Annotated in this window: 15 protein-coding genes; 8 read left to right on the top strand and 7 right to left on the bottom strand. The window is 42.4% G+C overall.

Annotated elements, in window-relative coordinates; all coding sequences use genetic code 11:
* Positions 1–47 precede the first annotated feature (47 nt).
* On the top strand, positions 48–1,250 hold the full coding sequence (locus R8P61_32025) for a heparan-alpha-glucosaminide N-acetyltransferase domain-containing protein (GenBank protein MDW3651754.1): 1,203 nt from the start codon (positions 48–50) through the stop codon (positions 1,248–1,250).
* 391 nt (positions 1,251–1,641) lie between these two features.
* On the opposite strand, the gene R8P61_32030 is transcribed toward R8P61_32025, so the two are convergent.
* The 3 genes from R8P61_32030 to R8P61_32040 all read right to left on the bottom strand — a co-directional run bounded on the left by R8P61_32030 (position 1,642) and on the right by R8P61_32040 (position 4,862).
* The gene (locus R8P61_32030) at positions 1,642–2,304 is read right to left on the bottom strand and encodes a response regulator transcription factor (protein ID MDW3651755.1); all 663 of its coding nucleotides are present in this window, start codon (positions 2,302–2,304) and stop codon (positions 1,642–1,644) included.
* A gap of 73 nt (positions 2,305–2,377) precedes the next feature.
* Entirely contained in the window at positions 2,378–4,390 is a 2,013-nt protein-coding gene (locus R8P61_32035) for a tetratricopeptide repeat protein (protein ID MDW3651756.1), read from the bottom strand.
* A 4-nt stretch (positions 4,391–4,394) separates the two neighbouring features.
* The gene (locus R8P61_32040; protein ID MDW3651757.1) at positions 4,395–4,862 is read right to left on the bottom strand and encodes a hypothetical protein; all 468 of its coding nucleotides are present in this window, start codon (positions 4,860–4,862) and stop codon (positions 4,395–4,397) included.
* A gap of 1,120 nt (positions 4,863–5,982) precedes the next feature.
* On the opposite strand from R8P61_32040, the gene R8P61_32045 reads away from it, so the two are divergent.
* From R8P61_32045 to R8P61_32060, 4 genes are all read left to right on the top strand, one after another.
* Positions 5,983–6,507: a calcium-binding EGF-like domain-containing protein gene (locus tag R8P61_32045; protein MDW3651758.1), complete on the top strand. Its 525-nt coding sequence runs from the start codon at positions 5,983–5,985 to the stop codon at positions 6,505–6,507.
* A 21-nt stretch (positions 6,508–6,528) separates the two neighbouring features.
* Entirely contained in the window at positions 6,529–7,035 is a 507-nt protein-coding gene (locus tag R8P61_32050; protein ID MDW3651759.1) for a hypothetical protein, read from the top strand.
* Positions 7,036–7,293: 258 nt separating this feature from the next.
* The gene (locus R8P61_32055; GenBank protein MDW3651760.1) at positions 7,294–8,454 is read left to right on the top strand and encodes an MraY family glycosyltransferase; all 1,161 of its coding nucleotides are present in this window, start codon (positions 7,294–7,296) and stop codon (positions 8,452–8,454) included.
* Between the two features lie 6 nt (positions 8,455–8,460).
* Complete coding sequence (locus R8P61_32060) at positions 8,461–9,657, top strand: glycosyltransferase family 4 protein (GenBank protein MDW3651761.1); 1,197 nt, start codon at positions 8,461–8,463, stop codon at positions 9,655–9,657.
* A 191-nt stretch (positions 9,658–9,848) separates the two neighbouring features.
* Here the strand turns inward: R8P61_32060 and R8P61_32065 are convergent, their stop codons facing one another.
* Entirely contained in the window at positions 9,849–11,336 is a 1,488-nt protein-coding gene (locus R8P61_32065; protein ID MDW3651762.1) for an NADH-quinone oxidoreductase subunit N, read from the bottom strand.
* 554 nt (positions 11,337–11,890) lie between these two features.
* Here R8P61_32065 and R8P61_32070 point away from each other — a divergent pair.
* Positions 11,891–12,478, top strand: a complete 588-nt coding sequence (locus tag R8P61_32070) for a TetR/AcrR family transcriptional regulator (protein ID MDW3651763.1) — start codon at positions 11,891–11,893, stop codon at positions 12,476–12,478.
* 3 nt (positions 12,479–12,481) lie between these two features.
* On the opposite strand, the gene R8P61_32075 is transcribed toward R8P61_32070, so the two are convergent.
* The 3 genes from R8P61_32075 to R8P61_32085 form a co-directional block, all read right to left on the bottom strand.
* A complete protein-coding gene (locus R8P61_32075) occupies positions 12,482–13,516 on the bottom strand; it encodes a hypothetical protein (protein ID MDW3651764.1) in 1,035 nt (344 codons plus the stop codon).
* A gap of 125 nt (positions 13,517–13,641) precedes the next feature.
* Positions 13,642–13,827, bottom strand: coding sequence for a hypothetical protein (locus R8P61_32080; protein MDW3651765.1), 186 nt, complete (start codon positions 13,825–13,827; stop codon positions 13,642–13,644).
* Between the two features lie 27 nt (positions 13,828–13,854).
* Complete coding sequence (locus R8P61_32085) at positions 13,855–14,895, bottom strand: hypothetical protein (GenBank protein ID MDW3651766.1); 1,041 nt, start codon at positions 14,893–14,895, stop codon at positions 13,855–13,857.
* Between the two features lie 236 nt (positions 14,896–15,131).
* Between R8P61_32085 and R8P61_32090 the strand changes: the two genes are divergently transcribed.
* Together R8P61_32090 and R8P61_32095 are read left to right on the top strand one after the other, a co-directional pair.
* Positions 15,132–15,344, top strand: coding sequence for a hypothetical protein (locus R8P61_32090; protein MDW3651767.1), 213 nt, complete (start codon positions 15,132–15,134; stop codon positions 15,342–15,344).
* A 68-nt stretch (positions 15,345–15,412) separates the two neighbouring features.
* Positions 15,413–15,955, top strand: a complete 543-nt coding sequence (locus tag R8P61_32095; GenBank protein MDW3651768.1) for an ATP-dependent Clp protease proteolytic subunit — start codon at positions 15,413–15,415, stop codon at positions 15,953–15,955.
* Positions 15,956–16,007 lie beyond the last annotated feature (52 nt).

Below are 16,007 nucleotides of genomic sequence, written 5' to 3' on the forward strand. Positions count from 1 at the left end.
AACACATTCCCCTACATTTCCTTACCTTTAGGCAAAACTACTACTAGATGGAACTACCCTCCAACCGCCTGATATCTCTGGACGTATTGCGTGGCCTTACCATAGCCGGAATGATCGTAGTCAATGATCCCGGTTCCTGGGCTTACGTTTATCCACCCCTTCGACATGCTGACTGGCATGGAATTACCCCAACTGATTTTGTCTTTCCTTTCTTCCTGTTCATTGTAGGAGTATCGGTCGTTTTGGCCTATACCCGTAGAAAGTCGAGTGGAGCTCCCAAAGGAGAGATGGTGCAGAAAATCTTTAAGCGATCTGCTATTATTTTTTCTCTTGGGGTATTTCTCTGGTTATTTCCAGGTTTTGACTTTTCCAATGTACGCTTGCCTGGAGTCTTGCAAAGGATCGCCCTTGTGTTTATGGCCTGTTCACTAATCTTTTTGAATTCTGATTGGAAGTTTCAGGCGAAATTAGGAGCTGTCTTATTATTGGGTTACTGGTTTTTATTAGCCTTTGTTCCTGTGCCTATAGATGAAACCATCCGTTTGGCACTGGAGACAGGAGAAGTGAAATCGGCAGCGGGTCAATTGAAAATAGGAGAATTAAGCAAATTATCTGAAAGCTTTATTGCTGCCAATCTCGAACCCGGAGCTAATCTGGAAGCCTGGATAGACCGTCTCATCATTCCCCTAAGGCTCTATCAATACACCTGGGACCCGGAAGGTTTACTCAGTACCTTACCCTCAATTGCTACGGGAATCACAGGCATGATGGCTGGACATTTGTTGCTGTCAAAAAAGACCAGGGAAGAAAAGGCCTTCTTTTTGCTGCTCGCAGGATTCGTCGTAATGAGTCTCGGTAATGTCTGGGACTGGTTTTTCCCCTTCAATAAAAATCTTTGGAGCAGTTCCTTTGTCTTGTATACTTCTGGTTTAGCAACGATGACCTTGGGCGCAACTTACTATCTGATTGATGTTCGGAAATGGGACGGCAAAATTCTCTTTCCTTTTAAAGTATTTGGGGCAAATGCGATAGCTGCCTATGTATTGCATGGGGTATTTGCTCGATTTTTTGGGATGAAGATTGGTTCGGGAGAAGAGGCGCAGTCGCTGAAAGGAATTTTTATGGATATGGGAATGACTACGGGATTTTCAGGTGAGTTTACTTCGCTTAGCTATGCCTTACTTTATACGGCCTTTATTTATGTATTTGTTTGGTGGATGTATAAGCGAAGGATTTTTCTTAAGGTTTGATTTTACTTTTTTCTTCTTCTTATGTTTCTATCTTCTTTTTCCTTAGATGAAAAAGAAGCAAAAAATCAAGCTGCTGCAAAGCCTCCCGCAGTCCGGCCCCCACACCCGATGCAGCAGCGAGGCCCCGGCGCGCAGAGGGAAGTGTTGACGTGTTAGGGTGTTAGCGTGTTTGAGTTGAAGAGATCTCCTAGATAACAATCACTAACACCCTAACACCCTAACACCCTAACACACAAATACCCAAACACCTTTCATTCGGCGTGCTGGCCCTGCAGAGCCCATCGGGAGTTGGGGCGGCATGTCTGGCTGGCTTTGGGCTCTGCGATTTTTGCCCACTTTTTTAGAAAAAGTGGGAGAAACCTATAAAATGATACCGAAAAAGAAGAAATAATTACTTTTTAAAACCATCCACATCTACCAAATCCTGCAAGATAGCCTCGCGAATAAGACCAGCCGTATTTTTGACCTTGAATTTATTTCTAAGGTTGCGACGATGGGTTTCTACCCCGGCTTCCCCAATGTGGAGTTCTTCCCCGATTTCCTGGGTACTTTTTCCTTCTACCAATAACTGTAAAACTTCCCGCTCTCTCTTGGTGACATGAACGGTTTCAGCTCCATGCGAATGCAGCTTGCTGATGTAGTCCATATGAGCCTTCATGACTTCGATCCCATAATAGGTGTCTCCATCATTGACGGTGTTTAGCGCTTTTACCAGCTCACGGGCAGCAGTATTTTTGAGCATATAGCCAGATATCTTCTGTCGAAGCATACGGGCAATATAGCGGCCATTATTAGAAGCGGTAAGGATCAGAACTTTGAGGTGAGGATATTCTTCATATACTTTTTCAGCTACATCCATCCCGTCCATTTCCGAATTATGGAAACTGATATCCATCAGGATGATATCTACCTGTGGCTTTTGGGCAAGGGTTGCAAGAGCTTGTTCGGGTGAAGAGGCTATAGCAGTTACTTCTATGCCCTGCTCATCTTCCAATAGACTTCTCAGAGCATCAACAAAGAGTTGATGGTCATCGACAATCATGACTCGTATCATAGACAAGCTGATAAGTATTCAGTTAGGTCCTTGAATACTGCAACTTAGGAAAGTAAGTGGGGAATATCAACTACTAGGAGAGTACAAGGGGAATATCTACTTCTATAAGGGTACCTTCTCCAGGTTTGGACTGAATTTCCATTTCTCCATCCAACTGTCTGACCCTTGTCAGGATGTTGTTGAGGCCAATACCCGAAACTTTAGAACCGGGCTCATACTCAAAGCCTTTTCCATCGTCTTTGATGCTGATGTGAAGCTTAATGGGGGAGTAATTCAGTTCATACTCAATCAAGCTTGCTTCAGCATGTTTGATGATATTTTGAAACAGCTCCTGGGTAATGCGATAGCTGTGTTGTTCGACATTAGAATCGAGTCTGCGTCCACCCAGACTGGTGTAGTCCATGCGGATATTCAAATTGGTGTTTTCTGAAAGGGTATCTTTCAGTTGAGCGAGGGCCGGGGATAGTCCGCCATCTTTCAGGCTGAGGTCTGCAAGGTTGTGCGATATGCCACGCATTTGCTGATAGGCCTGATCCAGGAGGTATTCAGCCTTGTCGTAGGTCTTTTTAGCCTTTTCGGGGATCTCTGGTAATTTTCTCTCCAGGCTTGCCAGAGTCATCTGTACAGCCGCCAGGGTGCCGCCCAGGCTGTCATGCAAATCTCTGGCAATTCTTTTTCTTTCATTTTCCTGCCCGTCGAGCATTGCATTGAGGGTTTCAACTTCATGATCACGAAGCATTTCGACCAACATCAACTTATTGCTTTCTTCCTTTAAGACAAGTTCCTTTTTAAGGGCTTCTTTGCGTTGACGGTAATTGCGCATGTAGAGGAAGAAGATCAGAGCTAATAAACCAGCAATCGAGCCCGCCAAAAGATAATAGTTGCTGAGTGTTTTTTGCTTTTCCAGTTCCAATTTACTTGCCTCTTCTTTCCTTTCGCCCCTCGCCTGGGTGTACAATAATTCTGCTCTGCTGGCTGTTTCTCTGATTTCTGCCTCATGTATGCTATCACTTAAGACAGCATATGCGTTCTGGTATTCATAGGCTTTTGTAATGTTATTTAGCTGCCCATAAACCAAAGATAGATTCCAATAAACATTTTTAAGATTTACGATATTATCCTCAACAGAAGGATGATCAAGTGCCGTTTGATAGTAATTGAGTGCTTTTTTATAACTTTTTTCCCTTTGAGCCAGACTTCCCAGATTGATATAAACTACTACTTCCTCAGAAGATTCAGCTTCCTGATACAGGACTAGGGATTTTTCGTAGTAATCCTTTGCCTCTGAAAATCTGGATTGCTTTTCTGCGAGTATACCGAGTCCATTATTAGTGTGGGCCAAATGGGAAAGGTTTTCCCCTTCTTTATTTTGGGTGTAAAATGAGAGCGCTTTTGTAAGGCTTGCTTCTGCGTTCTGAAATTCTTCTTTATGCAAATAGAGCATGCCCAACTGCATATTGAGTCTTGCAGTAAGGACTTCATCATTTTCTTCCTGAGCTAACTTGAGGCCTTTTTGTAAAAATTCTTTGCCGCTTTCAAATTGTTGACTACGGGTGCTCAAATCTCCAAGATTGGAAATAGCGGATATTTGCTTTTGAATATTTTCTTCAATTTCCGCCTGCTCCAGGCTTTTGAAATAATAAGAAAGAGCCTGCTGTTTATCCCCCATGTATTCGCAAACGACTCCCAGATTATTATAAATCCTTCTTAGGGTATTGGGAGCGTTTGTTTCCTCATACAATTCTTCAGCTCGATGCAGATAATGAATGGAGGATGATAATTCATCCTGAGCAAATAGGACAAGCCCCAATCTACGAAAGGCATCTGCTTCAAGCTCAGGTCTCCGTAGGCCCTGAGCAATAAGAATCGCCTTATTAGCGAGCAAAAGGGCTGAGTCCGGATGTTCATAGGTCAGGCTGCCAGACGTCTTGATGAAATTTTCAGCTATGGTTGGGTTCAACTCAGCAGATGATATGTCCTCCTGTGAAGTCCTTAGTTGATAGATCTTTTCACTTTGACCTCTCACTAAGGTGATACAAGCAAAGACTAGGGTAAGAAGGAGGATATATTTCTGATAGCTGTTCATAATGTTATTCGTCGTCCAAAATGGGTTTCGGATGGCCGGTGGAGTTTTTGGGGTCTCCACTACCCGCAAGTCCTCTTGAATTGCTAAAGCTGTCGTCAAGAATGGGCTTGGGGTGGCCGGTACTATTTCTTGGATCTCCAGAAGTTAAACTTCTTGAGCGGCCATTGGTGTGTTTTTTGGGTTTGCGTATGTCAAAGCTCATCGCTTCCTGTTCAATCTCATATATCTCCGTTACCTGAACTTCAACTTTTGTGGGATCACCTTTCTTCCAGGGAATATTTACGTGGATGGGAGTTGGAGACAAATGATCCAATGGACAAAGCCTGAGTTCTACAATAATGGCTTGCTTGGATTTTGGCTTTCCTCCCCTACGCGTAATATTCATCGATTGTAATTGTACCCCATTGTCCGGATATAAGGAGATGCATAGCATGGGCGAGTTTAGCTCTACTTCTGGATGATAATTGGACATAAGACAGTATTATTATAGGTTTTCAGTGTAAATAGGTTTGTAAAGAATGATCTACTCGCCTTAATATATTAAAATTGCCTGTTTGTTTTAGCGCTTTAAAAAAAAAGAGGAACGCGTAGCGCCCCCCTTCCAAGTCAAGGTTATGAAGGATGCTTTGTAAAAAAGAACGATTACAAATTTTTATCGAAAGGGCCCGCAAGGGCTAACATCAATTTCATGCTTGTGAGAGAAAAAATCTAGAGCGCCCGGTTGTTGTTAAACACCCGGGCGACTCATAGTCCTCCCTGTTTAACTCTTTTGTGTGTGTTTGTTTAAGAACTGTGTTTGTTTGGGTTGCTTTCTTCCAACAAATTCAAATTTCTTTGACTATCTTTCCTTTAGCAACAATACAAAGATCGGGAAGAGACTCTTATAAGACTCTAATTGAAATTGAGGTTTTTGATCTACAGGTTTTCCTGTAGGTTTCATACATAACGGTTGGAAACCGTGATTTACATCGAGCACCCGTACCTCTACAGGGAAATAAAGAGGTAACAAAAAAGCCATCCCATGGCGGATATCTTGATTGGGTATCTGCCTAGACAATCAGAGCTTGAGGCTGAAGATAGGGGTATTAGGGAAAGAGAACTTTCCGGGAAGGTATTAGGCTGGCCATTCGTAGAATCGGCCACAGATTGTCTGAAGCTAGGGGCTAGCGTCTTCTTGTAACTGAATCGGGTGATCGATGTAATCGTCGGTAGGAACAGGAGATCTCCGAGGCTGGGAAGCACTCTGGGAAATTGGGGTATAAGTTGAATTGAATTCATCTCCTGCATTATTAAAGAACAGTCAATGCGCTGAGCATCAACGGATTTAGGGTAAACATGTAACAGGAGTGTTGAAAGGATGGCGAGGAGCAAATAAGTTAAAATTTGTTAAACGATGTTTAACCTTTGTTTAACTTACATTACAAATGTAGGGGGTTTATTTCGGTTTTCCCAAGCAATATTTTACCGTTCACGACCCTTTATTTACCGGTCAGGAAGGGTTTTTTGAGTAGGGTATTTTTTCGAAGTCTTTTCTTCTTATAAATGCTCCTTAACTTACAATGCCTTTAAAAATGAATATGTATCTTTTTGAAATGAAAATCTCTATAAGACCACTGATCCTGCTACTTGGATTTTGTTTTATTCTTTTAAACGCCTGTGAAGAAGATGCTTGTGCAGGAATAAATTGTACCAATGGGGGAACCTGTATAGAAGAAACAGGAGCCTGTGATTGTCTCCCGGGTTATGAAGGGGCAACGTGTGAAACCAATATCATTTTAAAATTTATTGGCTCTTATGGAGTAAGTTATGATGGTTGTTTTGCTACCAGCCCGGACCATAAAGTAGACATTACCCAGGTGGCCGGAGAAAACAAACTCAATATATTTGATCTCGGAGATTATGCCTGTCCGGGAAGCAGGGTACAATTAATTGCTGATATTTCTGGTGACCAGATTACAATTCCCAGTCAAAATATAGATTGTAACGGAGAGATCGTTTATACCTTTAGTGGTAGTGGGGGGATTAGTGGGAATGTAATTACGCTGAGTTTCTCCGTCGAATATGAATCAGATGGTTTGCAAAGAATGGATAACTGTACTGCGACTCTCGAAAAATAAAGCTAGCAAATTCACACACACATGAGAAAATTAGCCTTCCTTTTATTATTGAGCCTGAGCATCTTTGCTTGCAAAAGCGATGAAGCCTGTAAAAATGTAGATTGTGGAGATCACGGAAACTGTGCAGAAGGAGTATGTCAATGCGATCAGGGATTTGAAATAGGTGCGAATGCCAGTTGCGATGTACGCACTGCAGAAAGAATTGCCCGGGTGTATTCAGGAAGTACGCAGGGCTGCAATAGCGGTAATCATAACGTTACCCTTCAGGCTTCTAATATTCATGACGAAATTCTCATTTTAGTGAATCTCGGAAATTATGCCTGCGATAATGAAGAATCCGTAGTGGTAGAAGCTGAGATTTTAAGCCCGACTACTTTTAAATTGGAGCCGGGACCATATTGCGGAAAATATACCTTCTCCGGGGAAGGGAGTATATCGGACAATGAAATCCGTATCAACTTCCAGGCCGAATACCTGGGACCCGGTGGAAATCAGGTCGTAGATCGCTGTGTTGCTATTTTACGTTAGGGTTTCTTACACGTTCTCACACTTTATAATAGAACTTCTTTTTTCAAGCAGAACTCATCGATATGCATTCGTTTGGGGCGAATATATCCCGCGGAAAAAAGGGGCTCTGATTTTCAGGATCATCAATTAGCCTATGAGATAACCCTTTACCCTGTTAAAATCTTCAAAACTTAATGAAAACCTAACATACTCTGTGTGTCGGAAAGTTTTTAGTAAGTGAAGAATATTGTACTTTTGAATTCAATCGAACACCGCTGTATGAAATCCGTCTTATTCTTAATAGGCGCTATAGGCTTTTCTTACTTGCTCAATAAAATATTACTCCGCTTTTCAAGCAACTTCGGGATTGAAAGTCGACAGGCTCAAAATCTTGTGAGATGGAGCTCTGCGTCCAAGCCTACCACTGGCGGGATTTCATTTTATATTACCTTTCTTTTAGGAACGCTTACCTTACTTTTTCTGCGTCCCCTCGAATTTATTGCTTCCCAGTCGCTTCTGGCTCTCCTTTTGAGTGCCACTATGGCCTTCCTCATTGGCTTTGCGGATGATGCATATGGGACGGCCCCAGGATTGAAGTTTCTGGGCCAGATCTTTTGTGGAGTGATCCTGATATTTTTCGACATACATATCAACTATTTTGCCCTCATGAATCCCTCCTTTTGGATTCTGGATTATGGTCTGACCATCTTCTGGGTAGTGGGAATCATGAATAGCCTCAATATGCTTGACAATATGGATGCAGTTACTACCACTATAGCAACAACCATTGTTATGATTGCTATGGGGATGGTTATCCTGCAGCAAGGATTGAGCAATATGTTTTATGTATTAGTAGCAGTTGTTGGTGGATTTAGTGGTTTCCTTTTTTGGAACTGGAAACCTGCCAAAATATATATGGGAGATACCGGAAGTATGTTTATTGGAATGGTCCTGGCATACGTAGGTATTCTCTACTTCTGGAATGTGAAAGCAGCTCCCGATAATATCTCACATATCCGTTTGGGACTCATGCCTTTGTTGGTTTTTCTGGTTCCCATTATGGATACCACCTTCGTAACCATTGCACGTCTGGCGAGAGGATCTTCTCCCTTTGTTGGAGGAAAGGATCACCTGACTCATAATCTCACACGTGTGGGTATTCCTGAAGCCTATGTACCAGTTACCCTGGGAATCGTTTCCCTCATCTCGGGAAGCCTGGCAATCTATATGTACCTACTGACTCCTGAATGGAGTGGGACTTATTCCGCATTCTTTATTATTTATCCCATTGCCTTATTCGCTCTCTTTGGAGCCCTTTATCTAAAAGGTACGCGCATTGGTCGGATTCAGGATTTGCAAAAAGAGCGCGAAAAGTGGAAAGAGGAATTGCTCGAGAAAAAAATGGACCAGGGAGTGGTCATACAGCCTTCAGTAGGTTAATTATCCATGCACATTCTGTACTTGCAACAACTACTGGTGCTTCCTGGTAATCCGGGCACACAGAGGAGTTGGGAAATGGCTCAGGTATGGAAAGAGGCAGGTCATAAAGTAAGCTTTGTCAGTTCTGCTGCCTTACTCAAAAACAAAACCAGTAAACAATTTTATTATACCCAGAAGTTAGAAGGGATAGATCTGCATCTGCTGGATATCCCTTATTCTCATTTTATGCCTTTTAAAGAAAGGTTAAAAGCATTTTACCGCTTTTATAAGGAAGCCTATAAATTGAGAAAACAGCTTCCTGAGGTTGACATCGTATTGGCTTATTCGGCTCCTTTGTCCACCGCCTTTTTAGGAAGAAAGTTGGCAAAATACCTAAAAGCTCCTTTCGTTTTTGAAGCTGCGGATGTATGGCCGGATGTACCTATTGGGATGGGGATCATCAAAAATCCTATCCTTCAGTATTTCCTTAAAAGACAAACAAAGAGATTGTATAAGGCTGCCAGTGCCATTTGCACATTTACCGAAGATATGCAGGAACAGATTCAGGCTCATGCTATCAGTGAACATGATATTGAGGTGATACACAATGGCGTAAATCTATCGCGTTTTGGACAAAGGAAAGCTAAAAATTCAGAGCAGGTCAAAATCGTTTATGTAGGAAGTCTGGGCATGGCCAATGGCCTCAGCCAACTTTTGTATGCCTGGAAGTTGATCGAGAAAAAATGGTCAAGCAATAAAGTCAGTCTTCACATAGTCGGGGAGGGAAATGAAGGTGAAATGCTGATCGCCCTGGCAGAAGAATTGGGTTTAAAGGCTTTGCATTTTTATCCGGTTTTGCCACAGGATGAGGTAGGAGATTTTCTGGCAGATGCTGATATCGGCCTGGTCTGCGTAGCCCCTTATCCGGTACTGGAAGCAAATGGATCGACCAAGGCCTTTGAGTATATGGCAGCCGGTATTCCATTGGTTTTGAATTATGAAGGTTGGTTGTCGAAATACCTGAAGGACTATGACTGTGGACTTTCTGCTCGCCTTGGACATGTCGAATCTTTCGCCCGCCAGATCAACCAACTCATCCTGAATCCGGAGAGGAGGCAGGAGATGGGCCTCAATGCTCGTAGGCTGGCCCAGGAACAATTTGACAGAGGAAAGCTAGCACAGAAGATGCTGGATATCTTTGAGTCTTTGCAAACGTTTGTTTGACTCTCTTATGAACCCACCACCTCAGAGTCCACACTCCCTTGTATTGAGAAAACAAAGGAGTGCGCGCGGAGCCATTTAAGAATAAATCATGATTGATAGGGCAGATGATCCTCATTTCAAATGAAGAATCAAGCTGCCAAATGCGGGTCGTTTCCTTCTTGAGGGAAACGAGCTTGTAGCGGAAGGGTTAATTAAGGCAATGAAGCCGTAGCTCCCTGCAATCCAAATGCACTTTCTATTGGGCCGAGGATAAGAGAAGGAAATACTCCATAGACCAGAATGAGTGCAACCAGAATAGCAACTCCTACAGTCGGTAGCGTTTTGAAGCGCGTATTCAATTCAGGTACATTGCCCTGGCTATTGAAGAACATCAATACGATGACCCGGATGTAGTAGTAAGCACCGATTACAGAGGTCAGGATACCAACTGTTGCCAGCAAAATAAGGTCTTCTCGGATAGCAGAGATAAATACCTGATACTTTGCCATGAATCCAGCTAAAGGGGGAATCCCTGCAAGTGAGAAAAGGAATATGGATAGCGATCCAGCGAAATAGGGCGATTTTGCCCCCATTCCTCTCCAGGCTTCGAGATCCGTATCCTCATAACTTCTTTCGGCCATACTCACGATTCCAAATGCTCCAATGTTCATCAGGGTGTAGATAAACATATAGAATAAGATGGCTTTGAAACCGAGAGTCGGGGCACAAAGACCCAGGAGGACGTAGCCGGAGTGAGCGATACTGGAATATGCGAGCATCCGCTTGATGTTGGTCTGACGGGCTGCAACGATATTCCCATAAATCATGGTGAAGAGGGCAGAGATCGCAACTATAGTAACGATCTTTTCATTTTCAGGAGCACTAATCAGTTGTAGTTTTTTTACGATAACAGCAAGAGCGACGAAAGCTGCCATTTTACTTCCTGTTGCCATGAAGCCCGCCAGTGGAGTAGGGGTTCCTTCATATACATCAGGTGTCCAGTTGTGAAAGGGGAAGGCAGCAACCTTAAAGAGAAATCCAATCAGTAGTAGTCCGCTAGCAGTAAAGAATAGAGGTTGGTTAGATTGTAATACCCGAAGGCTGTCGGCTGAGCCGAGTTCCGTGAAATTGGTGTAGCCTGTCATGCCGTAAAGTATGGCGATGCCAAATAGCAGAAAGGCTGATGCAAAAGAACCGAGTAGAAAATACTTCAATCCTGCCTCATTGGACTTAACATCTGTTTTGTACAGAGAGGCAAAGATGTACAGACACATGGACATGGTTTCCAAACCAATGAAAGTCATGATGAGGTCATTGGCATTGGCCATAACTACCATCCCCAGGACTGAAAACACCAGTAAGGCATACACATCACTGATTTCTCGTTCCTGTCTTCTTAGGTAATCCCGTAAAAAGAAAAGGGTACATATACCGGCAATACATAGGAAAACATGAACCAAAGGAGCGATGCCTCCAGTTTCAATCATTCCAAAAAAGACAATATTACTCGCAGCAGATCCTTGTACCCAGGCGAGTACAGCTGATAAACTGAGTCCTGCGGCACTCACCCAAAGCAAACTTTTGTCTTGCTTGAAGGAGTCCAGCAACATTAATGCGAGTCCGGTAATGAGTAGTATGATCGAGGGAAATGTAGCAGTAGTATATTCCCCAAGAGCCTGAACATTGAAAGTTTGATCCATGTCAGAAATAAATTCTGGGTTTCTTGATCCGTCTAAGTTAGCATATCCGCTCTATTCATCAAAATTGGAATGAGGCCTAACGTATTTTTCCTTTAGAAAATAAAAAAGTCCGATTATGATTGGATTTTTTAAGTAGGAGTATTTAATGGGTTTTTCTTCTTTTCCTTAGATGAAAAGAAGCAAAAATCAAGCTGCTGCAAAGCCTCCCGCAGTCCGGCCCCCGCACGCAAGGGAGACGTGTTGGCGTGTTAGGGTATTAGCGTGTTGGAGTTGAAGAGGATGCTAGTAATAGCAATCGCTAACACCCAAACACCCAAACACCCAAACACCCAAACACCCAAACACCCAAACACCCAAACACCCAAACACCTCCCATCCTCCCATCCTCCCACGCTCGTTGGCCTTGCAGAGCCCATCGGGAGCTGGGGCGGCGAGTGCGGCTGGCTTTGGGCTCTGCGATTTTTGACTCCATCTTTTTCTAAAAAAGATGGAAACATCCCTATAAAAAGCCCAATCAGAAAAAGAATAAGTATCTTGCGATCGATATTATCTACATGGATTCTCAATCATTACCGGCCCTAAGCGAAAGAAAACAGCAAATTCTGAATGCTGCCCGTGACCTCTTTAGTCATAAAGGATACGGAGCTGCCTCTATGCGTGATCTTGCGGAGGAATTAGAAATCAAGCCTGCCAGTCTTTATAGCCATTACAAATCCAAAGAGGATATGCTTTGGGAAATAGCGATTCGGGCGAAAGAGGCTTTCTTTCAAAAGGTTTTGCCTTTGGCAAAGGGGGAGGGGAGTGTTGAAGATCGATTGGGAGCCATGATCCATGCCCATGTAGGTGTGATCATTGACAATATAAATGCTTCAGCTATTTTCTTTGGAGAGTGGAAACACCTGAGTGAACCCCGCAGGTCTGAATTTGCGGCTTACCAGGAAGCCTATGAACAGGCTTTTCGAGAATTGGTAGATGAGGGAATAGGAGCAGGAGGATTTCGGGATCAGAATACCCGATTTGGTGTGAGGAGTTTACTTGCCGGAATCAACTGGATTCATAAATGGTATAAACCAGCAGGTAGGATGAAGGCGGAGGAAATAGCCAGGCAGGCAGCAGATTTTGGATTGGCAGCTTTGAAATAAGACTTACATCAGAAAAGCCTTTGCACTGCCAATGATCTCTGTGTCTCCTTCGGAAGTTTTTCTGTAAATAAGAATAGTATAAGGTCCACCTCGTAAGCTACTAGCTGCAGCTGCATTCGCATCCATAGGTAAAATAGCCTTGATAGGAAGGGTATTGCCCTGGTAGTTTGCCTTTATCATTAATGAAGAGATCAATTCTTTTCCATTAAAAGGGAACTTTATTCCGCTGTTAGCATTATTGGGATGATACACGGGGTTTTTTGAACGACTTTCTTCCAGTACAAGAAAAAGTTCATAGACCTTTTTCTGAGATGCAGGAACTTCATCTGCTGATGATACTTTTTTACTGTAGGTGAAATCAAAGTTGAAATGGAGCTCAACCACAGTTTTTCTTTGTATAGCTAAACCCCTCATGGCCCTTTTCCCAAACTTATTAAAGCCTTCAATTTTAATATTTTCAGCAAAGAATCCCGGAATTTCCTGTTCAAGGCTATCTACATCTAAAGTTGGCATTTCCTCCAACTTCTCATTAGAACACTCCTCATACAAAGATTGAATTGACTTCAGGGTCGATTGCAATTGCTCTTTTTCTAACTTTATCCCCTCACTCTCTCTCATAAGTTCCCCCAGATCGCCAACCAGGAGGTTGATCTCAGCTTTATAGGTCTGGACAAGGACTTCCTTTACTTCGGCCAATTTAGCTTTCATAGAAAGGATGGTTCGCCTTTGCGTTTTACCTTCCTTTTCCAATTTGGCAATATTGGATTCCAGCTCACGAACCTGTTGGTTCATGTGCTCGAGTTCGTCATGCTTTTCTCCCAGAAGAAGTTGTGTGATTTCGAGACTGGTATTAGACTCTGCAGTATTGGCTCTGTACTCAGCTATGCTGCTATTGAGGTCATTGATCTCTTTTTCCAGCTTTTCTGCATAGGCTTTGGCCGTATCCCTGTCTCCGGTGAAGGTATCGATCAACAAGAAGGCAATCAGGGTCGAAAAGAACATCGCCCCTACAATGAGTAATTGTCGCTGGTATTTCATGTTGTACAGTCTTTAAACCGAAATATTGGGGGATATGAAGTCAGAATATGGAACAAGGAATGGAGAAATAAAAAGGATTAAAACAGGCCTTCTAAAATCTCCATTCCTTGTTCTGCATTCTTCATTTATTCTTTATAATAATCTCTAAACTCTCCTTTTTCCTGAACTTGCTCCACGGGCACCGTCTTGGATTCTGTATCTAATATTAATCGCGAACTGATATATGCAATGCTAACTGCAGCTGCAAAAATGAGGATCAATACGAGGAATCTACGAGCGGGCTTTTTGTTTGCAAGCGGATTTATGCTCATCGAAGGTTAAAGGATATATAAAAGTTTTTAGTTAACGAATACTCTATGAGTGCCAATGATTTCTGATTCATTACCGGATTTCATCCAGTATACAAATACAGTATAAGGACCACCACTTGCTTTTGTGAACGCATCTCCAGCATTAAATTCACCCTGAACCCTCATTTTATTTCCCTGGAAATTTGGTTTTACCTCCAAAGTAGAGGTGAGTTGATTTCCTTTATACATGAATTTTCTCCCGCTATTTTGGGCTCCTGCGTTGAAAATAGTATTCGGTCCCTCACTTTTGGTGGGTCTAAGTGCTATATGCACAGTACGAGTTCCGTTGTTCATTTCAATTCCTTCAAAATCAAAGTCAATCTCAAGTCGAGTTGCTTTTTTCTTTCTAATGGCATTACCCCTTAGTGCATTTTGACCTTTTGCATCGAACGCTTTGATATTGAAGTTACTTGCATAAAAACCGGGATCTAACTCGTTTGAAGGTATATTGGTAACGGGCGTTTCTATTTGAGGGGAAGGAGAAGTCATCGCCATTCCACCGTTTGCCTGACAATCGTCATAGACATTTTTCAAACTATCAAAGGCAGATTGCTTTTTGATTGCTACATCTTTCAGACTGTCCTGGGTTCTAGTGAGGGTACCTAAATCGAAAACCAAGAGATCAATCTCAGCTTTATAGGTTTCTACCAGTTTACCTCTGGCGTCTGATAATCTCTCCCTCAACTCACGGATGGTACGCTTATCCGTTTTTCCTTCTCTTTCCAGACGTTCAATCTGTTCTTCGAGGGTAGAAACTTTCTGGCTCATATTGTCGAGTTCGACATATTTCTCATCCAGAAGTGTTTCAAAATTTTCTACCTGGTCATCCTTTTCAGAAAAAACCAGTTCCAATTCGAGCAGATTACTTTCCAACTGAAGAATTTCCTCCTTAAGAGCAGCTTCTGTAACAACCCCCGGATTTACTGCGGGATTGTTCTTGGAAAAGATGCTGATCAGCAAAAAGGCGAGTACCGTTGCCAAAACCATGGCACCGATTATCAGGAAATTCTTATTAATCTTCCTATTCATTATTTGAGTTTAGTATCAAAGGTAAACATTATGGGGGAGACTTCGTATCTAATTGTCATCGCCTCCCTACATGATAAGAACGATTAGAATGGACTAATTAATAAAAATAGTCTGTATTTTTTTTTCTTCCCGCTGAGTGAGCAAAATTCATGCGTAAGCTGATTATATTGACGAGAAACGCATATTTGCCGAAGCTTTTGTTTGCCGCTCTTGTGGGAAATTCTCATTTTAACAATATGAAAAAGAAAGATAGGATCATTTCGCTCTTTATTGACAAAGAGACCTATGCTCAGGGCAAAGTAGAGTTGACAGAAAAACTCTATGAGATCGTGCCCAAAGATCAGATCGAAGGAATCAAATATATCATTCCTTCTGCAACGGAGAATGGTATTTATTATACGATCCACATCCTGGAAAAACAGGATAGTTCCAGTAATCTTGGCTTCTGAGCCAAAAGCTGTGACACTAGAAGATCATCTCTCAAATCCGTAAATAAGCAACTGATTTAATTTAACACATGTCTAAAATTCCCAGAGAAAGAACCATCATCCTTAGTCAGCAAATCGACCAGAAAGCCGTTAATGATGTCGTAAAATTAATTTTTGATGTAAATCGCAGCGATAATGCGAAGTATAAAGACTATAAAAAGTTTAAGCGTAAGCCGATCCAACTGGTCCTCAATACTTATGGAGGGATAGTTTACGATGGCCTTGCCCTGATCAATGCAATAGACACTTCCCGAACTCCGGTACATATTACCGCCCTCGGAAGTGCGATGAGTATGGGACTTTTTATTCTGGCTTCTGGCCACAAGCGTTTTATCAATAAAAACGCAACTATCATGTATCACCAGATATCTTCCTTTTCAGGGGGAAAAATCGAGAGTCTGCGAAATAATATTAAAGAGGCTGAAAGATTGGAGAAAATCTGCGAAGATATTCTTTTTGAGAAGACCAAGATTAAACCTAAAGATCTTAAGCCTTTCAAAAAACGACAGAAAGAATGGTATATGGATGCCAAAGAAGCCCTGAAATACGGGATCGTTGACAAGATCATATAGACTTCAACATCTGGATGAAAAAAGAAACTCCGGCTCAATAGGCCGGAGTTTT

The sequence above is a fragment of the Bacteroidia bacterium genome (assembly GCA_033391075.1).
Lineage (GTDB): Bacteria > Bacteroidota > Bacteroidia > J057 > J057 > JAWPMV01.